Raw genomic sequence first — 20,985 nt, forward strand, 5'->3', positions numbered from 1 at the left:
CGCTCTTCCGCGCGTCGAGCCGAGCGCTCTTCCGCGCGTCGAGCCGAGCGCCGCGCCTCAGCGCTCGCGGTAGACCGCGACCACCGCGGAGGCCCGCCGCTGCACCGCCGCGTGGACAGCCGCATACCGCGGCTCGTCGCGCAGGGGCGCGAGGACCGGACAGCGCTCGAGCCAGATCAGGTCGAACAGGCCGTCGTCCAGCGAGAGCTCGAGCGCGGCCAGCGCGAGCTCTCGCTGGCCGAGGAAGGCCGCGAACTCCGCCTGGAGCTGCCGGATGAACGACGTGCGCCGCAGCGCCGTGACGGCCGGGCGCTCCCCCTCGACCTTCACGGGCCGGACGTCCGAGAGCCGCCCCGCGATGAGGTCCTCGATCACCTGCGCGAACGGCGTGGGGAGGTCCGGGAAGGCCTCGCTCACGCGCTTCTGAGAGAGCTTCTCGACCACCACCGGGTCGCGCTGCCAGAGCGCGCGGCGCATCCGCAGGACGGTGTAGCCCGATCCGCTGCCCACGATCGGATGCGCCCGGATCACGTCGTCGGCCTCCGACCACCTGTCCAGCAGCGTGTACGCGCGCGCCAGCGCCTGCGCCGCCAGCACCACCTCGGGATCGCGCGCCAGCGCGGACCGGGCGCGCCGCGCGCCCTCCTCGAAGGCGCCGCACTCGAGCAGGATGTGGCCGATGAGGCCCTCCGCCTCGGCGTTGCCCGAGCGGGTCGCGAGCGCCGCCTTGAGCTCCCGCATCGCGCCGACCACGTCGAGGCGCTGGAACCGCACCGACGCCATCGCGAGCCGCGCGTCCGGCAGCCCGGGCGCCGCGGCGACGGCGCGCGACGCCGCCTCCGTGGCGAGCTCCCCGCCGCGGTCCGTGAAGAACCAGAAGCGGGAGCGCGCGAGCGCGTAGGCCGACAGGATCATCGGATCCTCGGGCGCGCGCGAGAGAGCCTGCTCGAACAGCGCGATCGCCCGCTCCTGGTGCTCCGGCCAGAACCTGCGGTACTCGTGGCGCCCGCGCAGGAACAGGTCGAGCGCGACGGGATCGCTCGGCGCCGTGCGGTTCGGCGCGGCCCCGTCGAGCGTCAGCGCCTCCGCGACCGCCTCGGCCACCTCGTCGTTGATCCGCAGCACCTCCGCCTCGGGACGATCGAAGCGCTTCGCCCACAGCTGGAACCCGTCGGCGACGCTGATGAGCCGCGCGTTGATCCGCACCGTCCCGTCGCGCCGCCGCACCGAGCCCCCGACGACCACCTGCACCCCGAGCTCGCGCCCGACCTCGCGCGGATCGATCTCGGAGGACGAGCGCCGCCCGAGCGCCCCGCGCGGCCTCACCCGGAGGCCCGGCGTCATGGAGAGCGTGTCGACGAGATCGTCCGTCAGCTCCTCGGCCAGGTACGCGTCCGACGCAGGTCCCTGGTTCGCGAACGGCAGGACAACGACGCTCTTGCCGCCGTGCTCGGCCACCCCGGAGCTCGCCCCCGGGGTCACCCCGGAGACGGCCGTCCGCTCCTGCGGCGGCGTGAACGCCGGCGGCGTCACCGTGGCCGGGCGGGTGAGCGAGGCGAGGTCGTGCACGACGCTCTCGACGGACGGATACCGGTCGCCGCGCTCGCGCGCCATGCAGCGGAGCACCACGCGCGCGAGCGCGTCGGGCAGGTCGGGGCGCCGGAGCCGCGGATCCGGCGGGTCGGCGAAGAGCCGCGCCGCGGCGACGGCGAGCGGCGCGTCGCCCTGCCACGCGCGCTCGCCCGTGAGCATCTCGAAGAGCATCGCCCCGAGGGCGTAGATGTCGGCGCGCGCGTCGACGTCGTCGGCGCCCTGCACCTGCTCGGGCGCCATGTACGCCGGCGTCCCCATGACCGCGCCCAGCGTCTTGCCCGCCTCGCCGCTCGCGACCGCCCGCGCGATCCCGAAGTCGGTCAGGACGACGCGCCCGTCGCGCCCGAGCAGCACGTTGTCCGGCTTGAGGTCACGGTGGATGACGCCGGCCCGGTGCGCGGCATGGAGGCCCGCGCAGACGCCCTCCACGACGTCCAGCGCGCGGGTCATGCCGAGCCGCCGCTCGCGCGCGAGCAGCGCGGCGAGCGGCTCGCCGTCGACGAACTCCATCGTCAGGAACCGGTCGCCCTCGTGCTCGCCGATGTCGAAGACCCGCGCCACGTTCGGGTGCGTGACCTTGCGCGAGAGCCGCACCTCGCGCCGGAACCGATCGGTCACCTCCGGCGCGACGCTGAGCTCCCGGCGCAGCACCTTGACCGCGACGAGCTCCTCGAGCTCCAGGTCGCGGGCGCGGTACACGCTGCCCATCCCGCCGATGCCGACCAGCCCGAGGAGCTCGTACCGGCCTGCGAGGACCTGCCGCGGGCCGGTCGCGACGGCGTCCGCGGAGTCGGCCGCTTGCCGCGCGCCGCTCGCCGCGAGCGGGAGGTCGTGGATCGTGTCGTCCTTGAAGCTCTGCGGCATAGGGGAATTCCGGCGGCCGTTGCCCCCCGCGTCACGAGATTAGCCCACGGGATCGGCCGGTCGAGCGCCGACCGTCGCGGGAGCTCCAGCACGGAGGTGCTAGTCTCCGCCGCCCATGGCAGAGGCGTCGAGCTCCATCGTGGTGGAGTCGCTCTCCAAGACGTACCAGGTCCACGAGCGCGCCGCCGGCTTCTCGGCCTCGGTGCGCTCGCTCTTCCGGCGCCGCACCAAGGTCGTCCACGCCGTCGAGGACCTCTCGTTCTCGATCGCGCCCGGCGAGCGCGTCGGCTTCCTCGGCCCGAACGGCGCCGGGAAGACGACGACGCTGAAGGTGCTCTCCGGGCTCCTCCACCCGTCCGGCGGCAAGGTCGAGGTCGCCGGCTTCGTCCCGCGGCACCGTGAGCCCGATTTCCTCAAGCGGATCACCCTCGTGATGGGGCAAAAGCAGCAGCTGCTCTGGGACCTCCCGCCCGCCGAGACCTTCGCGGTGAACCGAGCGATCTATGGGATCGGCGACGCGGATTTCAAGGAGACCCTCGGTGAGCTGGAAGACCTCCTCGGCATCGCCGAGATCGCGACGAAGCCGACGCGGCAGCTCTCGCTCGGCGAGCGCATGAAGTGCGAGCTGGCCGCGGCCCTGCTGCACCGGCCGGAGATCCTGTTCCTCGACGAGCCGACGATCGGGCTCGACGTGGCGATGCAGCTCGGCGTCCGCGAGTTCATCCGCCGCTACAACGAGCGACGGCGGGCGACGATCGTGCTCACGTCCCATTACATGGACGACGTGGCGGCGCTCTGTCCGCGGGTCATCGTCATCGACAAGGGCAGGCTGCGGTACGACGGCGACCTCGCGGCGCTCGTCCGCAGCATGCGGCCCCACAAGCGGATCGCGCTGCACTTCAAGACCCCGGTCGACCAGGCGCTCCTCGAGCGGGTGGGCGCCGTCCTCTCGCTCGATCCTGGCCGCGCGGTGCTGCAGGTGCCGCAGGCGGAGCTGCGCGAGGCCATGTCCTGGCTGCTCGGCCACACCGACATCTCGGATCTCACGGTCGAGGATCCTCCCCTGGAGGAGGTGATGCGCGAGCTCTTTTCGGGCGTGGAGCCCTCGGCGGAGCCGGAAGGCGCGCCGGAGGGCGAGGCCGCGGGCTCGACGGGCGGGGCCGCGTCATGAGCGGGCTCGCTCGGGCCGCCCGGGCGTTCCCGACGCTGCTCCGCGTCGGGGTCGCGGCCGCGCTCGCGTACCGGGCCGAGATGCTGATCTGGATGCTCACGACGACGATGCCGCTCGTGAGCCTCGCGCTCTGGTCGGCGGTGGCCGCGAGCGCGCCGGTCGGCCGCTTCGAGGCGCGCGACTTCTCCGCGTACTTCCTGGCCATCCTCATCGTCCGGCAGCTGACCGGCTCGTGGCTCGTCTGGGAGATGAACATGGACATCAAGAGCGGCGCCCTCTCGCAGCGCCTGCTCCGGCCGATCCACCCGCTCTTCTCGTACGCCGCCGAGAACCTCGCCGCGCTGCCGCTCCGGGCGGCGCTCTGCCTGCCCATCGCTGTCATCGCGCTCATCGCGACGTCGGGCGAGCGGTTCCAGCCGACGGCGCTCGAGCTCGGGCTCTGGGTCGTCTCCCTCGCCGGCGCCTGGGCGATCAACTTCTTCACCATGGCGCTGATCGGCTCGCTGGCGTTCGTGATCGACAGCTCGACCGCGGTGTTCGACGTCTACCTCGCGGCCTTCATGGTCTTCGCCGGCTACCTCGTCCCGATCGAGCTGTTCCCCTCGTGGCTCGCCGATCTCGCGCGGGTCCTGCCGTTCCGCTACAGCCTCGCGTTCCCTGTCGAGCTCATCACCGGCCTGCTCGACCCGGGCCGCGCGCTCACCGAGCTCGCGGTGCAGTGGGCCTTCGCCGCCGCGTCCGCCGCCGCCGCGCTCATCGCGTGGCGCGCGGGGATCCGGCGGTTCTCGGCGTTCGGCGGGTGAGCGGCGTGCGTTACCTCCGGTTGCTCGCGACGCAGCTGCGCGTGTCGATCGCGCTCGGGATGCAGTACCGGTGGGATTTCCTGCTCGGCGCGGTGATGACCGTCGTGTGGACGGTGGTCGGGCTGGTCCCGCTCCACATCGCGCTCGTGGCCCGGCCGCCGGTGCAGGGCTGGACGTACGAGCGGGCGCTCGTCGTCGTCGGGTGGTTCACGCTGCTCAAGGGCATCCTCGAGGGGGCCGTGAACCCGTCGCTCATCAGCGTGGTCGACCAGATCCGCAAGGGCACGCTCGACTTCACGCTGCTCAAGCCGGCCGACGCGCAGTTCCTCGTCTCCACGGCCCGGTTCGAGATCCGCAAGGTCGTGGACGCCGCCGCCGCGGTGGCGATCTTCGTCTACGCGTTCGCCCAGATGGGGCGCGCCCCCGCGCCTGCCCACGTCGCGCTCGCGCTCTGCCTGCTCGTGACGGCGACGCTGGTGCTCTACTCCATGTGCATCCTGGTCATCTCCGCCGCGTTCTGGGTCGTGCGCCTCGACAACCTGGCCTACCTCTTCAACTCCATCTTCGATTTCGCGCGCTGGCCGGTCACGATCTTCAGCGGCTTCTGGCGTATCGTCTTCACCGTGATCGTCCCGCTCGGGCTGATGACCACGTACCCGGCGGAGGCGATGCTCGGCACCATCGCACCGCGCACGGCCGCCGCCGCGGCGCTCGGCGCGCTCACCTTCGGCGCCGTCGCGCGCGGCGTGTGGAAGCGGGCGATAGGCCGGTATACATCGGCGTCGAGCTGAGCCTCGCGAGGGCTTCCGGCGAGCGGCGCGGTGCGTTAACGTCACACGATTGCCCTCCGGGCGCGAGGAGGGCTAACGGACACCGGGGGGAGAGCGGAATCGGGAAGGACTGGGAAGGAGACGCGGTGAAGGACGGAGGGCTGACGCTCGAGGAGTTGGGTCGGAGCATCGTCGATCTCGCGATGACCGAGGACGTGATACGCCGCCAGGTGATCGCCCTCCTCCCGGTCGGGCGCCGCGCGGAGCGGGAGCTCGATGTCCTCGGCAGGCCGTCGCGGCTCACGGTGGACTTCGAGGTCGGCGAACCGGCGGCGACGCGGAGCATGAGCGGCGCGTTCGACGTCGCGATCCCGCACGCGGTGACGGTGCGGGTCGACGCGGAGGGAGAGGCGAAGGAGCACCGGCTCGACGCGACCCTCGCGCTGCGCATCACGCCGAGGCCCTGCGCGCCGCTCGGGATCTTCCTGGACGTCGCGGAGCTGCCGGCGGAGTCGGTGAGGTTCGCCGAGTCGCGGGCCTCCGCGAAGGACTACCTGCGCGGCCGGATCGAGGAGGAGGTGCGGAAGGAGCTGCTCCGCCTCGTGCGCGCGCGGGTCGCGGAGAGCCGCGCGGAGCGCACGCTCGACCTGGAAGAGCCGCTCCTCCGCGCGCTCGGGGGCGCCTCCTGGGCGGGGCAGGAGGAGATGGAGGAGCCGGACGGGCGGGACGCGCCGCCGCCGAGCCGGGTGCGCGGGGCCGGCGGCCCGGCGAGCGGGGCCGGGCTGCTGGACGCGCCGCTCAGCGACCTGGACGCGCAGCTCCGGTTCTTCGGGAACGCCATGCCCCTCCAGGTGTGGACCGCGCGCCCGGACGGCCAGCTGAACTTCGTGAACCGGGCGGTCCTCGACTATTTCGACCGCACGGAGGAGCAGATGATCGGCGAGGGCTGGCTCGCGGTGCTGCACCCGGACGACGTCCCGAAGACGGTGGCTGCGTGGACCCGGAGCCTCACGGCGGGCGAGCCGTACCACACGGAGTTCCGCCTGAAGCGGGCGAGCGATCAGACGTACCGGGAGCACGTGGTCAGCGCGATGCCGCAGCGCGACGCCGCGGGGAACATCTTCCGGTGGATCGGCGGCACCACCGACGTGGCCGAGCTGCGCCGCGCCGAGGCCGCCCTCCGGAGGAGCGAGGCGCGCTACCGGCTCTTCGCGGAGGCGTCGAACGAGGGCGTCTGGTTCTGGAACCTCCGCGAGGACACGGTGGAGTGGAGCGATCGCATGCTCCAGCTGATCGGCGTCCGCCGCGAGGCGTGGGGCGGGACGTTCGCGAGCTTCTTCGAGCGCGTGCACCCCGACGACCAGAGGGCGGTGCAGGCCGCGCTGAGGGCTCACCTCGAGGAGCGGCGGCCGTTCGAGGTGGAGTACCGGCTGCGGCGCGAGGACGGCGAGTACCGCGACGTGTTCGCCCGCGGCATGGCCGAGTGGGACGACAAGGGCGTGCCGTTCCAGATGGCGGGCGGCGCGACGGACATCACCGAGAAGAAGCGCCAGCAGGCCGTGCTGAACGAGCGGCTCGCGATCATCGAGCAGCAGCAGGAGGCGATCCGGGCGCTGTCGACGCCGATCATCGAGGTCTGGAGGGGGGTGCTGACGATGCCGGTGCTCGGCGTCCTCGACGAGGAGCGCGCCCAGCAGATGATGGAGGTGCTGCTCGAGGCCGTGGCGCGGACCCGCTGCCGCCACGCGATCATCGATCTGACCGGGGTGAGCGCCGTGGACGCGGCCACGGCCGATCACGTGCTGAGGCTCATCGACGCCGTGGCGCTGCTCGGGGCGCAGGGCATCGTCGTCGGCATCCGGCCCGAGGTGGCGCAGACGGTGGTGTCGCTGGGGCTCGATCTGTCGAACATCAAGACGCTCTCGAACCTCCGGGAGGCGCTGCTCTTCGCGATGCAGTCGAGCGGGGTGTCGGTCAAGCGGCGGCGCAAGCGCAGGGCGGGGCGCGAGCGCGCGGACGACGCGGAGGGGACGCGCGATCCGCGCGACGGGTGATCGGCGCCGACGGCGCGAGCGCGCCCGCTGTGCTGCAGCGCCGCGCGCCGGGCAAGCGCCGGCCGGCCTGAGCAGCGGTTGACGTCGCGAGGGGGGGTGCGACGATGGCGGCGATGCGTCCTCGCCGGCGGCTCGCCGCCTTACTCCCGCTTCTGTGCGTGCCCTGGCTCCCGCTCGCTCTCGCGGGCTGCCAGCAGGTTCTGGGCATTCATGACGTGAGCGACGACCGCGACACGGTCAGGCCCGACGGCCAGACGCCTCAAGGGAGCGGGGGCGCCCCCTCCGGGGTTGGCGGCGGCGATGCCGGCGGCGGCGATGCCGGCGGCGGCGATGCCGGCGGCGGCGGTCATGCCCCTTCCGTCATGGATCTCGCGCTCGTCGTCCTGACGCCCAACGTCACAGTGCCTCTCGGGGGAAAGAACCTCGTCGAGATCGAGATACGCCGCACCGGCGGCTTCGATGGCGCGGTGACGGTGGCGGCGGTGAGCCCTCCTGTGGGCCTCGCCGTCGATCCCATCACGGTCGCCCAGGGGGAGACGAAGGCCGAGATCGTGATAGGCGCCCAGGCGCCGCTCGCCCTGGGCAACACGATCTCCTTCACCCTGGCGGCGACCGCCGGCGCCCTGGAGAGCACCGCCGCCGTGACGAACGCGGTCGTGACCGGCCGCCCCGGCTCCCTGGACGCGACGTTCGGCGTGGCGACCGGCATCGCGCCGGTGCGCTTCGGCAACGACGACGGCGGCTATTTCACCGATATCGAGGTGGTCGGCGAGCGGATCGTCGCGACCGGCTGGGGCATCGGCGGCCTCGGCGGCTCGTCGATGAAGATAGCGCGCCTGACCAGCGCCGGCGCGCTGGATCCCGACTTCGCCGAGGGCGCGATGCTGTCGACGAGGATCGGGAGCAGCTCGGGCGCCGAGGCCCAGGCGTTCGGGGTGGGGCACCAGGTGGACGGCAAGATCATCGCGATGGGCTGGCACGAGACCCCGGAGCCGCGTGACATCGCCCTCTGGCGCGTCGGAGCAAACGGCGCGACCGCGGACCCGGAGTTCGGCAACAACGGCAAGGCGCTGGTCGACACGGGCGGCGAAGAGACGGTCGTGGACGGGCTCGTCCTGGCCAACGACAAGATCCTCGTCGCCGGCGCTCGCGACGCGCGCATGATGGTGGCGCGGATCTCCTCGAATGGAAGGCTCGACACCGCCTTTGCCGCGCCGAACGGCTTCTGGGCGCTCGACCGCAGCTCCACCGCGAGGGCCGTGGCCGTCGACCGCGAGGGCCGGATCCTGGTCGTGGGTGAGGTGGACACGGGGGGCCAGTCCGACGGGATCCTCGCCCGCTTCCTGGCGACCGGGCAGCCCGACACCACCTTCGGGACCGGCGGCCAGCAGGTCTTCGGTGCGTCCGCGAGCAGCGAGCGCACGGCGGCGATCGCCGTCCTCGACGACGGCCGCATCCTCGTGGGCGGCAGCGCCGGCAAGGACGGGAGCTCCGACTTCGAGGTCCGCCGCTTCCTCGAAGACGGCGCCGCCGACCCGAGCTTTGGCGCGTCGGGCGTCGTCGCGCTCCCGATCACCGACGGCGACGACGTGGCGGAGGACGCCATCGTGCTCCCCGACGGCCGGATCCTGGTCGTGGGCAATGCGACCGGCGGCGTCACGCCTGGGCCGGTGCTCGCGCGCTACCTGCGCGACGGCAGGCTCGATCCCAACTTCGGGGCCGGCGGGGTGCTCTCCTTGTATGTCGGCGACTCCGGCGGCATCCAGCGGGCCGCGGTCTACCCGGGCCAGAAGGTCGTGGTCTGCGGCGAGAACCAGGGGGGTGTGCCAGGTCCAGGGACGTACGGGATCGTGGCGCGCCTCTGGATGTAGCGGCGACGCGACGGACCTCCCCGCGCCGGAGCGCGGGCCCGCCGGCCGGATCGTGCTCGGTTGCCCCACCGCCCGCCCCCGGGCAGGCTTCGGGCATGGGCCAGCCCGCCGAGAAGCAGCGCCGCGCCACGTACGCCGACCTCGAAGCCGTCCCGGCGAACAAGGTGGCGGAGCTCATCGGCGGCGTGCTCCACGTCCTCCCCCGCCCGGCGCCCCGCCATGCGAACGCCGAGGGAGCCCTCCAGGGAGAGCTGTTCGGCCCCTTCCACCGCGGTCGTGGTGGTCCGGGCGGATGGTGGATACTCCCCGAGCCCGAGCTCCACTTCCCCGATCCGACCGCGCCGGGCGAGATCGACGCGCTCGTGCCCGACCTCGCCGGCTGGCGCCGCGAGCGGATGCCGGTGCTGCCGGAGACGGCCTTCTTCTCGCTCGCTCCGGACTGGATCTGCGAGGTGCTGAGCCCGTCGACCGCGTCTGTCGACCGTGACGAGAAGATGCCCATCTACGCGCGCGAAGGCGTGCGGTACGCATGGCTGGTCGACCCGATCGCACGGACGTTGGAGGTCTTCTCGCTCGTCTCGGGCCGGGGCTGGGGGCCCGCCGCCGTCCACCGCGACGCTGCGCGCGTGCGAGCCGAGCCCTTCGAGGCCATCGAGCTCGATCTCTCGGTGCTCTGGGCGACGTAGCAGGTCGCCGCCGCGCCGTTCAGTTTCCGGCGCCGCGTCGGGCTTCGAACAGGCGGCCATCGCCCCCCGACGCTGCGCATCATTGAGCAGATCGCTGCCTTGCCCCGCCGCCCACCCCCGGGCAGGCTTCGGGCATGGGCCAGCCCGCCGAGAAGCAGCGCCGCGCCACGTACGCCGACCTCGAAGCCGTCCCGGCGAACAAGGTGGCGGAGCTCATCGGCGGCGTGCTCCACGTCCTCCCCCGCCCGGCGCCCCGCCACGCCAACGCGAGCTCGGTCCTGGGGATCAAGATCGGCGGCCCCTTCGGCCTCGGCGATGGTGGGCCGGGCGGCTGGTGGATCCTGGACGAGCCGGAGTTGCATATCCCCGACCCGGACGCGCCAGCCGAGATCGACGCGCTCGTACCCGATCTCGCCGGCTGGCGACGCGAGCGGATGCCGGCGCTGCCGGAGACGGCCTTCTTCCCGCTCGCTCCGGACTGGATCTGCGAGGTGCTGAGCCCGTCGACCGCGTCTGTCGACCGTGACGAGAAGATGCCTATCTACGCGCGCGAAGGCGTGCGTCACGCATGGCTGGTCGACCCGATCGCACGGACGTTGGAGGCCTTCTCGCTCGTCTCGGGCCGGGGCTGGGGGCCCGCCTCCGTCCATCGCGACGCTGCGCGCGTGCGAGTCGAGCCCTTCGAGGCCGTCGAGCTCGATCTTTCGGTGCTCTGGGCGACGTAGCCGATCGCCCTGCCGTTCGGTTCCCCGGGCAGCCCGAGCTCAGCGCGGCGCTCGGTTCGTGGCCTCCCACTGCTCCAGCGTGACGACGAGTCGAGCCGCCCCGAGGACGCCGGCCGGGAGCACGATGAGCAGCGCGCAAGGCAAGAACGAGAGCAGCGCGAGGCCGAAGCCGAAGCCCATCACCGCGGCGAGGTTCCGGCGCACGAAATCGATCCGCGCTGCCACGGGCACGCCGCGGATCGACAGCGGGCAGTCGCAGAGGTCCCAGGCCCCCCCGAGCGCCGTCACCGCGAGCTGGAGCGGGACGACGACGACGCTCGCCGGCGCGAAGAGGAGACCCACCAGACCGAGGACGATGAGGATCGGGAGCGTGAAGGCGAGCGCCACGAGCGACGACTGCAGCGCGCGCCACATGTCCGCGAAGAAGCCGACCTCCGGCCACGGGGGCGCCCCGAGATCGGCCTCGGCCCTGCGCACCATCCGCTCCAGCGCGGTCCCCGAGAGCGGCTTCGCGAGCCCGAACGAGAGGACGAGGGCGGCCACGAGCACCACCGCGAGCGAGAGGATTTGCAGCACGGCCATGAGCACGGTCCAGGGCCACCCCGTCCCCGGCTCCCTCACGATCAGCTCGACGAGCGAAGGCGCGAGCTTCACGCCGACGATGGAGAGCACGACCATGAGCACCAGCGCGATGCCCGTGGGGACGAGCGCGAGCGGCCAGAGGTCCGGCGTGCGAAAGAGGTAACCGTAACCGCCCAGCAGGGCCTTGAGGCCCGCGCCGAAGCCGGGGCGTTCGAGCGGCACGAGCCCCGCTGTCGGGCGCTGCGCGGGCGCCGTGGGAGAGCCGCGGGGAGCATCGGGGGTGATCATCCGGCCACGAACGTTCCAGCGGTCGTGCATCCGGTCAACACCTTCCGCGCGCTGGCATCCGCCGCTGGACGAGCTCCCGCCGGCTGTGCGGCGAAGGCTGCCTCATCGTCGATGCGTCGATGACCTCCGAGCCTGCCTCGTCAGCCCTCGGGGGGCAGCGGATCGAGCACGCTCCCGCCCGGGGGCGAGGGCCCGAGCGCGCGGCCGAGGTGCTCGCGGATCGCGGCCGCGAGCGACTCGGTGACGCGCCTGCGCAGCTGAGTCCGCGACGTGACGAGCCCGATCTCCCGGAGCGGGATCGGCCGGGCGAGGGGCCGCACGCGGGCGCGGCGCTTCTCGGCCGGCAGCCCCTGCGCCACCAGCGCGGGCAGCACCGTCGCTCCGAGCCCGGTGTCGACAAGGCCGATCAACGTCTCGAAGCTGCCGCTCTCGAGCTGAACGCCGCGCGGGGGCCTCGCCTGACCGCTCCTGCAATACGAGAGCACCTGGCTCCGGAAGCAGTGCCCCTCCGGGAGCACCCACAGCTCGCGATCGCTGAGGTTCGCCTGCGTGACCGTCTTGCGGTCGAGCAGCGGGTCGCCCTCGGGGAGATAGGCGACCATCGCCTCGTGTCCGAGGGGCATCTCGCTCAGCCCCGGGGCGTGGAGCGGCGTCGCGGCGAGCCCCGCATCGAGGGTGTCGGCGGCGAGCCGCTCGATGATCTCCTCGGTCTTCAGCTCCTCGATGAACAGCTCGACGCGCGGGTGTGCCTTCACGAAGGGATCGAGGAACAGGGGCAGCACGGTCGGAGCGAGGGTCGGGATGATCCCTAGCCGGTAGCGCCCCGCCGGAGCGTCGTCGCCGGCGACGATCTGACCGAGCCGCTCCGTCTCCCGGAGGATCTCGCGCATCTGAGCGATGGCGCGCGCCCCCTCCTCGGTCACGAGGACGGGCTTCTTGCTGCGGTCGAACAGCACGGTGCCCAGGAGCTCCTCGAGCTTCTGGACCTGCATGCTGAGCCCGGACTGCGAGACGTGGCAGCGCTCGGCCGCGGTGCGGAAGCTGCGGGTCTGCTCCACCGCCACGGCGTAGCGGAGCTGCGTGAGCGTCACCTGCTCGAGGTCCATCGCCGGAGTAGTATCACAAAAAGTGAACGATTCATAAAATCGTTCGATTGGCACCGCGGGCGCAGAACGACCACGTTGCCTCTCGCTGGCGCGGAGGCACGAGACGCCCCCGCCCCGAAACGAGGAAAAGAGAATGTCGCTCATCAACACCCGCATCAAACCGTTCAAGGCCACCGCGTTCCACCAGGGGAAGTTCGTGGACGTCTCGCACGAGTCGGTCCTCGGCAAGTGGTCGCTCTTCGTGTTCTACCCGGCGGACTTCACCTTCGTGTGCCCGACCGAGCTCGAGGACCTCGCGGACCTCCACGGCGAGTTCAAGAAGCTGGGCGTCGAGATCTACGGCGTCTCCACCGACACGCACTTCGCGCACAAGGCGTGGCACGACACGTCCGCGGCGATCAAGAAGGTCAACTACCCGCTCGTCGGCGATCCGACCGCCACCCTCTCGCGCAACTTCGGCGTGCTCATCGAGGAGGAGGGCCTCGCGCTCCGCGGCTCGTTCCTCGTGAACCCCGACGGCGTCATCAAGGTCTACGAGATCCACGACCTCGGCATCGGCCGCAGCGCGGCGGAGATGCTCCGCAAGGTCAAGGCGGCCCAGTACGTCGCCACGCACCCGGGCGAGGTCTGCCCGGCGAAGTGGGACGAGGGTGCGAAGACCCTCAAGCCGTCGCTCGATCTCGTCGGCAAGATCTGAGGTGCTCGGGCGTCGCCGCGCGTGCCGCGGCGACGCCCGTCAGCGCTCGTGACCCGCTCGTATTCGCCGGAAGGAACGCAGCCATGCTCGAAGACTCCATCAAGAACCAGCTCCGCGACGTCCTCGGACGGCTGACCCGTCCCGTCGCGGTCACCGCCTTCGTCGACGACTCGCAGGGGTCGGAGGAGATGCGCGCGCTCCTGCGCGACGTCGCGAGCGCCTCGTCCCTCATCGAGCTCCACGAGCGGCGCGAGGGAGCCGAGCGCACGCCGTCGTTCGGCATCCACTCCCCCGGCGAGGAGCCGCGCGTGATCTTCGCGGGGCTCCCGCTCGGTCACGAGCTCACCTCGCTGATCCTCGCGCTCCTGCACGTCGGCGGCCATCCGCCGCGGGTGAGCGCCGAGGCGCTCGAGCAGATCGCGCGGCTCGACGGCGAGCTCCGGTTCGAGACCTACTTCTCTCAATCGTGCCAGAACTGCCCCGACGTCGTGCAGGCGCTGAACCTGATGGCGGCCAGGAACCCGAGGGTTCGCCACGTCGCCGTCGATGGCGCCCTCTTCCAGGGCGAGGTCGAGCAGCGGAAGATCATGGCCGTGCCGACCGTCTTTCTGAACGGCGAGCCCTTCGGCCAGGGTCGGATGGAGATCGAGCAGATCCTCGCCAAGCTCGACGACGGCTCCGCCGTGAAGAAGCGCGCCGAGGCGCTCGACCAGCGCAAGCCGTTCGACATGCTCATCGTCGGCGGCGGACCCGCCGGCGCTTCGGCGGCCATCTACGCGGCGCGCAAGGGCCTCGACACCGGCATCGTCGCCGAGCGCTTCGGCGGGCAGGTGATGGACACCCTCGCCATCGAGAACCTCATCTCGGTCGTGGAGACCGACGGGCCCAAGCTCGCGGCGGCGCTCGAGCAACACGTGCGCGCGTATCCCGTGGAGCTCCTCAAGCACGAGCGCGTCACGTCGATCACCCCCGGCTCACCGTTCGAGCTGCGCCTGGCGAGCGGCGCAACGCTCCGCGCGAAGAGCGTCGTCCTGGCGACGGGCGCCCGGTGGCGCGACATGAACGTCCCCGGCGAGGCCGAGTACCGGACCAAGGGCGTGACGTACTGCCCGCACTGCGACGGACCGCTGTTCAAGGGCAAGCGGGTGGCCGTCATCGGCGGCGGCAACTCCGGCGTCGAGGCGGCGATCGATCTCGCGGGCGTGGTCGGCCACGTCACCCTGCTCGAGCTCGCCCCCGCCCTCCGCGCCGACGCGGTCCTCGTTCGCAAGCTCAAGAGCATGCCCAACGTCGAGATCGTCACGCGCGCGCGCACGACCGAGGTGGTGGGCGACGGGCAGAAGGTCGTCGGGCTCCGCTGGGAGCACACAGAGACGAAGGAGCAGCACCAGATCGAGATCGCGGGCGTGTTCGTGCAGATCGGCCTGCTCCCCAACACCGGGTTCATCAAGGGGACGGTGGAGCTCAACGGCGTCGGCGAGGTCGTCGTCAACGACCGCGGGCAGACGTCGGTGCCCGGCCTCTTCGCCGCCGGCGACATGACGACGACGCCGTTCAAGCAGATCGTCGTCGCCCTCGGCGACGGCGCGAAGGCCGCCCTCGGGGCCTTCGAGCACCTCATCCGCGCCACCGCGCCGGCGGACTGAGCGCCCTCCGGCCGAGGTTCGACGCGCGAACCCGCCTGCGATCACGAGCTCAGCCACGCCTCGGACCGGAGCCGATCGACAAGGAAATCCACGAACGCGCGCACCCTGACCGCCGCCCGCCGGCCCTCCGGGTGGACGACATGGATGGGGACCGGCGGGGGCTCGTGCGCGGCGAGCACGATCGAGAGGCGGCCGGCGCGCAGCTCCGGGTCGATCTGATACGAGAGCACCCGCGCGAGCCCTCGCCCGGCCACGGCCGCTGCAATGGCGACGTCGGCCGTATTGGCGAGGAGCTGCGATGACGGAGAGACCCTCTCGACCCGCGAGCCCGACCCGAACGACCATTCCACCGGGGAGCCTGTCGAAGAGAAAGCAATGGTGTCGTGACGCGCCAGATCGGCCGGCGCCTCGGGCTCGCCCCGCGCGGCGAGGTACTCCGCCGAAGCGCAGACCACCCACCGCACCGAGCCGACACGGATCGCGCTGAGCGACGAGTCCGGCAGATGGGCAATCCGGACGGCGACGTCGAGCCCCTCGTCGACCATGTCGACAATGCGGTCGACGAGCAGCGTCCACGCCGACACGCGCGGATGGAGAGCCAGGAAATCGAAGAGGGCGGGCGCGACGAACATCCGCCCGAACAGGACCGGCGCCGTGACGCCGATCTGCCCCCGGAGCGCGGCGTGGGACCCGGCCGCCGACGCCTCGGCCTCCTCGATCTCGCCGAGGATCCGCTTGCAGTCCGCGAGGAACCGGGCGCCCGCCTCGGTCAGGCGGACGACGCGCGTTGTGCGGTGCAGGAGCCGCGTCCCGATGCGCTCCTCGAGCGCAGAGATGGCCCGGGTCACCGCCGGCGGCGACATGGACAGCCGCCGCGCGGCCGGCGCGAAGCCCTCCTCCTCGGCGACGGCGACGAACACGCGCATGGAGTCGAGGCGGTCCATCGGATTATTCCAGTTTCCGGAATGGTCCCTTGTCAAGGACGAGCATTACCCTTGGCCGCGGGAATGGGCATCCTGGCTCGGCGAGCGCGGGAGCCCCACGCGGACTGTGCCGCTCCCCGCCGACATCCACAGCCGAAAGGACACCTCGATGACCCTCCCTGCCAGCCCCATCCGCCTCTACCGCCATCCGCTCTCGGGACACGCGCACCGCGTGGAGCTGTTCCTGTCGCTGCTGAGGCTGCCGTTCGAGAGGATCGACGTCGACCTGAAGGGCGGCGCTCAGAAGACGCCCGAGTTCCTGAGCAAGAACGCGTTCGGTCAGGTGCCCGTGATCGAGGACGGCGACGTGACGCTGGCCGACAGCAACGCGATCCTCGTGTACCTGGCCGCGCGGTACGACCCGTCGGGGCGCTGGCTCCCGCGCGATCCGGTGGCGGCGGCGCACGTGCAGCGGTGGCTCTCCGTGGCCGCCGGGCAGCTCGCGGCGGGGCCCGCGGCGGCGCGCATCGCGAGCGTGTTCGGCCGCAAGCTGGATGTCGAGCAGGCCAGGGGGATCGCCGCCCAGCTCTTCGCGGTGATCGACCAGCACCTCGCGGACCAGCGGTTCCTGGCCGGCGACGAGCCGACCCTCGCGGACGTCGCGATCTACACCTACACGGCGCACGCGCCGGAGGGCGGCGTGTCGCTCGATCCGTACGCGAACCTGCGCGCGTGGCTCGCCCGCGTGGAGGCGCTGCCCGGCTTCGTGCCGATGAAGAAGGCGCTGTCGTGACCTCCCTGCCCGGGTGGACCAGGGAGGGCTCGCCCTATCACCCGGGCGAGATGGCCGTGCAGGCGCGGGCCGGGGCGCGCGAGCGCGCCGAGAAGGCCGGGCGCCGGATCATCCGGGATTTCATGCCCGACCAGCACCGCGAGCTGTTCGCGCAGCTGCCGTTCCTGCTCGTCGGGGCCCTCGACGCAGAGCGCCGGCCGTGGGCCTCGATCGTCGTGGGGCCGCCGGGGTTCATCTCGTCCCCGGATCCGCGGACGCTCGCGGTGAACGCTCGCCCGGGGGCCGGCGACGCGCTCGGCCCGCACCTCGTGGCCGGCGCGCCCGTCGGCCTCCTCGGCATCCAGCTGGAGACCCGCCGCCGAAACCGGATGAACGGGACGATCACGGCGGCGGACGAGCGAGGCTTCGTGGTCGAGGTCGGGCAGAGCTTCGGGAACTGCCCGCAGTACATCCAGGCGCGAGCGCCGGAGCTCGTGAGGGCGCCGGAGGCGGCCGCCGCGCCCCCGGCGCAGGCGGAAGGGCCGGCGCTGTCCGCCGGCGCGGCGGCGCTGATCCGCCGCGCGGACACGTTCTTCATCGCGACCGCGGCGCCGGCCGCGCGGGGAGGCGACGCGATCGAGGGCGCCGACGTGTCCCATCGGGGCGGCAAGCCGGGCTTCGTGCGCGTGACCGAGGAGGACGGCCACACCGTCCTGACCTCGCCGGATTTCACGGGCAATTTCGCGTTCAACACGCTCGGCAACCTGGCGCTCTGCCCGCGCGCCGGGGTGCTCTTCGTCGACTTCGCCTCCGGCGGGGTGCTGTCGCTGACCGGCGAGGCCGAGGTGCTCTGGGACGGGCCGGAGCTCTCGGCCTTCGCCGGCGCCCAGCGGCTCCTGCGGTTCCACGTGGCCGAGGGCGCCTGGCGGGAGGACGCGCTGCCGCTGCGCTGGTCGGCGCCGGTGCCCGCGCCGCAGCTCGCGGCGACCGGCTCGTGGGAGGACGTGGCGCGCAGGTGACGCCGCGGCCCGCGGGGCCCGTCCAGGGGAGTTTTGCCCCATCGGGGCGATCCGGGGCGGGCCCGGGCGCGTCAGCGTGCGGACGGGCACCTTGAGAACGCGTACGCGTCCTGCATCCTACCGGCGACCTCATGCGACTCGCCAGCAAGCTCACCCTCGCCCTCGTCCTCGTCATGTGCGCGGCGCTCAGCCTGTACGGCTACCTCTCCGTCCGGCGCGAGCGGGCGCTCTTCGAGGCGGACATGCGGCGCGACGAGCACCTCATCGGCATCGCGCTCCGCGCGGCGGTGGTCGAGACGTGGCGCCGGGACGGGATGGGGGAGGCGCTCCAGCTGCTCGACGAGATGAGCGAGCGAGAAGACGGCGTGCGGTTCCGCTGGGTGTGGCTCGACGCGCCGGCCGGGGATCGCTTCGCGCCCGCGCTGCCCGCCGCCGAGATCGAGGAGCTGTCGCGGGGCACCGAGGTGTTCCGGATCGAGCGCAAGGGCGACAAGAGCGGGCGCTTCTACACGTACGCGCCCGTCGGGGTGGAGCCCTCGCGCGTCGGCGCCATCGAGATCTCCGAGTCGCTCGAGGAGGAAGAAGCGTACGTCCAGGCGAGCGTGGTCAACACCGTGGCCACCATCATCGCCCTCGCGGCGCTGAGCGGGCTCCTGGCGATGACCTTCGGGCAGGTCCTCGTGGGGCGCCCGACGCGGCGGCTCGTCGACAAGGCGCGGCGGATCGGAGAGGGCGACCTCGGCGGGCCGCTGCTCCTGCCGCAGCGCGACGAGCTCGGGCGGATCGCCCATGAGATCAACGCGATGTGCGAGCACCTGGCCGAGGCGCGCGAGCGCGCGGGCCGCGAGACGACCGCGCGCATCGCGGCGCTGGAGCAGCTCCGGCACGCGGATCGGCTCACCACCGTGGGCAAGCTGGCGTCGGGGCTCGCGCACGAGCTCGGCACGCCGCTCAACGTGGTGGGCGGCCGCGCCAAGATGATCGCGCGCGGCCTGCCGCAGGAGGAGGCGGCGGAGAGCGCGCGCATCATCGCCGAGCAGGCGGACCGGATGACGAAGATCATCCGGCAGCTGCTGGACTTCGCGCGCCGCCGGGTCGCGCAGAAGGCGCCGGCCGATCTCGCGCACATCGCGCGCCAGACGCTGGCGCTGCTGGAGCCCCTCGCCCGGAAGCGGGGCGTGACGCTCCACCTCGACGAGGCGTGCGGCGGGGCGGCGCGCGCCGAGGTGGACGCGGGGCAGATGCAGCAGGTGCTCACGAACCTCATCATGAACGGCATGCAGTCGATGAGGCGGGGCGGCGAGCTCACCGTGCGGGTGGAGCGCGCCCGCGCGCGCCCGCCGGCCGACCACGGCGGCGCCGAGGGCGAGCACGTCGCCGTCCGGGTGATCGACGGCGGGGAGGGGGTCGCGCCCGAGAACATCCTCCGCATCTTCGAGCCATTCTTCACCACGAAGGACGTCGGCGAGGGCACGGGCCTCGGGCTGAGCGTGTCCTACGGGATCGTGCGCGAGCACGGGGGCTGGATCGACGTGAAGAGCGAGCTCGGCAAGGGCTCGACGTTCACGGTGTACCTCCCGCCGAGCGGCCAGGATGACGCAGGATGACGCGAGCCCGGCGGCCGCGGGCCGAGGGCGAGGGCGCGCTCGGCGGGGCGGCCGCAGCGCCGCGGCTGGCCGCGGGCGTGGCGCTGTACTACGCGAGTCATCGAGGAGAGATGGCGGGCGAGCCATCGAGGTGACGATGGGCAGACGAGCGCTGATCATCGACGACGACGAGGCGATGTGCGCGTGGCTCTCGGCGGACCTGCAGTCGCGCGGCGTCGAGGCGACGACCCGGACCTCACCGGCGGAGGCGCTCGCGCTGCTCGAGGCGGACGAGGGCTTCGACGTCATCCTGACCGATCTGAACATGCGCGGGATGGACGGGATCGCGGTCTGCGGACGGGCTGCCGAGATCCGGCCGGACGTGCCGGTCGTGGTGATCACCGCGTTCGGCAGCATCGAGACCGCGGTGCAGGCGATCCGCGCGGGCGCGTACGACTACGTGACCAAGCCGGTCGACATCGAGGCGCTGGCGCTGGCGCTGGAGCGGGCGATCGCGCACCACGCGCTCAAGGCCGAGGTGCGGCGGCTGCGCCGCGCCGTGGCCGGGCCCGGCGGGTTCCCGGACCTCATCGGCCGGAGCGCGGCGATGCGGGGCGTGCAGGACCTGATCGAGCGCATCGCCGACGCGGACGCGACGGTGCTCATCACCGGCGAGAGCGGGACGGGCAAGGAGGTCGTCGCGAAGGCGATGCACGCGCGGAGCCGCCGCAAGGAGGGGCCGTTCGTGGCGATCAACTGCGCGGCGGTGCCGGAGTCGCTGATCGAGAGCGAGCTGTTCGGGCACGTGAAGGGGGCGTTCACCGACGCGCGCGCGGCGCGCTCCGGGCTGTTCGTCGAGGCGAACGGCGGGACGCTGCTGCTCGACGAGATCGGGGAGCTGCCGCTCGCGGTGCAGCCGAAGCTGCTCCGCGCCCTCCAGGAGCGCCGGGTGCGGCCGGTGGGCGGGAGCGCGGAGGTGCCGTTCGACGCGCGCATCGTGGCCGCGACGAACCGAGACCTGGACGAGGCCGTCGAGGCGCGCCGCTTCCGGGAGGACCTGTACTACCGGATCAACGTGCTCCACGTGGAGCTGCCGCCCGTGCGGGCGCGGGGCAGCGACGTGCTGCTGCTCGCGCAGCGCTTCATCGAGGATTTCGCGACGCGCTGGGGCAAGGAGGTGGTCGGCCTGTCACCGGCGGCCGCCGAGCGGCTTCTCGCGTACACGTGGCCGGGCAACGTGCGGGAGATCCAGAACTGCATGGAGCGGGCGGTGGCGCTCACGGGGTACCCGGAGATCACGGTGGAGGACCTGCCGGCGAAGATCCGGGAGCACCGGCCGTCGCACGTGCTCGTGGCGGGGGACGACCCGTCCGAGCTGGTGCCGCTCGAGGAGGTGGAGCGGCGGTACATCCTGCGGGTGCTCGAGGCGGCGGGCGGGAACAAGACGCTGGCGGCGAGGATCCTGGGGCTGGACCGGAAGACGCTGCACCGGAAGCTGGAGCGGTGGGAGCCGGGCGCCGGGGGGACGAAGGGGAGCTGACAGGGCGGGCGGAGTGGGTCGGGCGACCTGGAGCTCGAAGCCCACGCCGAGGCGCGGAGGAATACCCCGGGCGGGGAACGACGCCCCACCCCGGATGGCCCACGGGGGGTCGCCGCCAGTCCCGCTGCGACCCGCCAGTCCCGCTGCAACCCGCCAGTCCCGCTGTAACCCGCCCGTCCGCCGCAACCTGGGTCGGCGCCTGCGGCCTCAACCCCGGTCGGTTCCGGCCACCCCAACCTCGGTCGCCTGCGGCCTCAACCTCGGTCGGTTCCGGCCAAGCCCCCCAACC

The 20,985-nt window shown here is 72.6% G+C and carries 18 protein-coding genes; 14 read left to right on the forward strand and 4 right to left on the reverse strand.

The features are described from left to right. Positions 1-57: 57 nt before the first annotated feature. Positions 58-2,457, reverse strand: a complete 2,400-nt coding sequence (locus WMF11_RS38780; RefSeq protein ID WP_437974367.1) for a protein kinase domain-containing protein — start codon at positions 2,455-2,457, stop codon at positions 58-60. Between the two features lie 115 nt (positions 2,458-2,572). On the opposite strand from WMF11_RS38780, the gene WMF11_RS38785 reads away from it, so the two are divergent. The 7 genes from WMF11_RS38785 to WMF11_RS38815 all read left to right on the forward strand — a co-directional run bounded on the left by WMF11_RS38785 (position 2,573) and on the right by WMF11_RS38815 (position 10,537). Then, positions 2,573-3,628: an ABC transporter ATP-binding protein gene (locus WMF11_RS38785; protein WP_437974368.1), complete on the forward strand. Its 1,056-nt coding sequence runs from the start codon at positions 2,573-2,575 to the stop codon at positions 3,626-3,628. Continuing rightward, a complete protein-coding gene (locus tag WMF11_RS38790; protein ID WP_437974369.1) occupies positions 3,625-4,431 on the forward strand; it encodes an ABC transporter permease in 807 nt (268 codons plus the stop codon). Before WMF11_RS38785 ends, WMF11_RS38790 begins: the two co-directional genes overlap by 4 nt. Positions 4,432-4,436: 5 nt before the next feature. Then, positions 4,437-5,222: an ABC transporter permease gene (locus tag WMF11_RS38795; RefSeq protein ID WP_437544755.1), complete on the forward strand. Its 786-nt coding sequence runs from the start codon at positions 4,437-4,439 to the stop codon at positions 5,220-5,222. Positions 5,223-5,347: 125 nt separating this feature from the next. After that, positions 5,348-7,255 carry a PAS domain-containing protein gene (locus WMF11_RS38800; RefSeq protein ID WP_437974370.1) on the forward strand — a complete coding sequence of 636 codons (1,908 nt, stop codon included), beginning with the start codon at positions 5,348-5,350 and terminating at the stop codon, positions 7,253-7,255. Positions 7,256-7,470: 215 nt separating this feature from the next. Further along, the gene (locus WMF11_RS38805) at positions 7,471-9,126 is read left to right on the forward strand and encodes a hypothetical protein (RefSeq protein WP_437974371.1); all 1,656 of its coding nucleotides are present in this window, start codon (positions 7,471-7,473) and stop codon (positions 9,124-9,126) included. A 95-nt stretch (positions 9,127-9,221) separates the two neighbouring features. Then, the gene (locus WMF11_RS38810; protein WP_437974372.1) at positions 9,222-9,812 is read left to right on the forward strand and encodes a Uma2 family endonuclease; all 591 of its coding nucleotides are present in this window, start codon (positions 9,222-9,224) and stop codon (positions 9,810-9,812) included. Between the two features lie 134 nt (positions 9,813-9,946). Beyond that, on the forward strand, positions 9,947-10,537 hold the full coding sequence (locus tag WMF11_RS38815) for a Uma2 family endonuclease (protein ID WP_437974373.1): 591 nt from the start codon (positions 9,947-9,949) through the stop codon (positions 10,535-10,537). A 39-nt stretch (positions 10,538-10,576) separates the two neighbouring features. On the opposite strand, the gene WMF11_RS38820 is transcribed toward WMF11_RS38815, so the two are convergent. Together WMF11_RS38820 and WMF11_RS38825 are read right to left on the reverse strand one after the other, a co-directional pair. Continuing rightward, on the reverse strand, positions 10,577-11,437 hold the full coding sequence (locus WMF11_RS38820) for an EI24 domain-containing protein (RefSeq protein ID WP_437974374.1): 861 nt from the start codon (positions 11,435-11,437) through the stop codon (positions 10,577-10,579). A gap of 110 nt (positions 11,438-11,547) precedes the next feature. Continuing rightward, positions 11,548-12,513: a hydrogen peroxide-inducible genes activator gene (locus tag WMF11_RS38825; protein ID WP_437904178.1), complete on the reverse strand. Its 966-nt coding sequence runs from the start codon at positions 12,511-12,513 to the stop codon at positions 11,548-11,550. 133 nt (positions 12,514-12,646) lie between these two features. Here WMF11_RS38825 and ahpC point away from each other — a divergent pair, with 133 nt between their 5' ends. Continuing rightward, positions 12,647-13,210 (forward strand): alkyl hydroperoxide reductase subunit C, encoded by a 564-nt coding sequence (gene ahpC / locus WMF11_RS38830; RefSeq protein ID WP_437710813.1) that lies wholly within the window; start codon positions 12,647-12,649, stop codon positions 13,208-13,210. 83 nt (positions 13,211-13,293) lie between these two features. After that, on the forward strand, positions 13,294-14,856 hold the full coding sequence (gene ahpF / locus WMF11_RS38835; RefSeq protein WP_437974375.1) for an alkyl hydroperoxide reductase subunit F: 1,563 nt from the start codon (positions 13,294-13,296) through the stop codon (positions 14,854-14,856). 41 nt (positions 14,857-14,897) lie between these two features. On the opposite strand, the gene WMF11_RS38840 is transcribed toward ahpF, so the two are convergent. Further along, positions 14,898-15,800, reverse strand: coding sequence for a LysR family transcriptional regulator (locus WMF11_RS38840; RefSeq protein WP_437974376.1), 903 nt, complete (start codon positions 15,798-15,800; stop codon positions 14,898-14,900). A 148-nt stretch (positions 15,801-15,948) separates the two neighbouring features. Between WMF11_RS38840 and WMF11_RS38845 the strand changes: the two genes are divergently transcribed. From WMF11_RS38845 to WMF11_RS38865, 5 genes are all read left to right on the forward strand, one after another. Beyond that, positions 15,949-16,572, forward strand: a complete 624-nt coding sequence (locus WMF11_RS38845) for a glutathione S-transferase family protein (RefSeq protein ID WP_437974377.1) — start codon at positions 15,949-15,951, stop codon at positions 16,570-16,572. Then, positions 16,569-17,570: a flavin-nucleotide-binding protein gene (locus WMF11_RS38850; RefSeq protein WP_437974378.1), complete on the forward strand. Its 1,002-nt coding sequence runs from the start codon at positions 16,569-16,571 to the stop codon at positions 17,568-17,570. Before WMF11_RS38845 ends, WMF11_RS38850 begins: the two co-directional genes overlap by 4 nt. 131 nt (positions 17,571-17,701) lie before the next feature. After that, the gene (locus tag WMF11_RS38855) at positions 17,702-19,177 is read left to right on the forward strand and encodes an ATP-binding protein (protein WP_437974379.1); all 1,476 of its coding nucleotides are present in this window, start codon (positions 17,702-17,704) and stop codon (positions 19,175-19,177) included. Beyond that, complete coding sequence (locus WMF11_RS38860; protein WP_437904184.1) at positions 19,174-19,311, forward strand: hypothetical protein; 138 nt, start codon at positions 19,174-19,176, stop codon at positions 19,309-19,311. The genes WMF11_RS38855 and WMF11_RS38860 overlap by 4 nt, the downstream gene beginning before the upstream one ends. A gap of 2 nt (positions 19,312-19,313) precedes the next feature. After that, positions 19,314-20,696, forward strand: coding sequence for a sigma-54-dependent transcriptional regulator (locus WMF11_RS38865; protein ID WP_437544771.1), 1,383 nt, complete (start codon positions 19,314-19,316; stop codon positions 20,694-20,696). Positions 20,697-20,985 lie beyond the last annotated feature (289 nt).

The sequence above is a fragment of the Sorangium sp. So ce295 genome (assembly GCF_051527405.1).
Lineage (GTDB): Bacteria > Myxococcota_A > Polyangia > Polyangiales > Polyangiaceae > Sorangium > Sorangium cellulosum_B.

What these genes read in the sequence shown, in the direction of transcription:
- WMF11_RS38790 (WP_437974369.1), top strand. Translation starts at nt 3,625, where the DNA reads ATGAGCGGGCTCGCTCGGGCCGCCCGGGCGTTCCCGACGCTGCTCCGC.
- WMF11_RS38785 (WP_437974368.1), top strand. Translation starts at nt 2,573, where the DNA reads ATGGCAGAGGCGTCGAGCTCCATCGTGGTGGAGTCGCTCTCCAAGACG.
- WMF11_RS38825 (WP_437904178.1), bottom strand. Translation starts at nt 12,513, where the DNA reads ATGGACCTCGAGCAGGTGACGCTCACGCAGCTCCGCTACGCCGTGGCG.
- WMF11_RS38865 (WP_437544771.1), top strand. Translation starts at nt 19,314, where the DNA reads ATGGGCAGACGAGCGCTGATCATCGACGACGACGAGGCGATGTGCGCG.
- WMF11_RS38845 (WP_437974377.1), top strand. Translation starts at nt 15,949, where the DNA reads ATGACCCTCCCTGCCAGCCCCATCCGCCTCTACCGCCATCCGCTCTCG.
- WMF11_RS38840 (WP_437974376.1), bottom strand. Translation starts at nt 15,800, where the DNA reads ATGGACCGCCTCGACTCCATGCGCGTGTTCGTCGCCGTCGCCGAGGAG.
- ahpF (WP_437974375.1), top strand. Translation starts at nt 13,294, where the DNA reads ATGCTCGAAGACTCCATCAAGAACCAGCTCCGCGACGTCCTCGGACGG.
- WMF11_RS38860 (WP_437904184.1), top strand. Translation starts at nt 19,174, where the DNA reads ATGACGCGAGCCCGGCGGCCGCGGGCCGAGGGCGAGGGCGCGCTCGGC.
- WMF11_RS38820 (WP_437974374.1), bottom strand. Translation starts at nt 11,437, where the DNA reads ATGCACGACCGCTGGAACGTTCGTGGCCGGATGATCACCCCCGATGCT.
- WMF11_RS38810 (WP_437974372.1), top strand. Translation starts at nt 9,222, where the DNA reads ATGGGCCAGCCCGCCGAGAAGCAGCGCCGCGCCACGTACGCCGACCTC.
- WMF11_RS38855 (WP_437974379.1), top strand. Translation starts at nt 17,702, where the DNA reads ATGCGACTCGCCAGCAAGCTCACCCTCGCCCTCGTCCTCGTCATGTGC.
- WMF11_RS38815 (WP_437974373.1), top strand. Translation starts at nt 9,947, where the DNA reads ATGGGCCAGCCCGCCGAGAAGCAGCGCCGCGCCACGTACGCCGACCTC.
- ahpC (WP_437710813.1), top strand. Translation starts at nt 12,647, where the DNA reads ATGTCGCTCATCAACACCCGCATCAAACCGTTCAAGGCCACCGCGTTC.
- WMF11_RS38780 (WP_437974367.1), bottom strand. Translation starts at nt 2,457, where the DNA reads ATGCCGCAGAGCTTCAAGGACGACACGATCCACGACCTCCCGCTCGCG.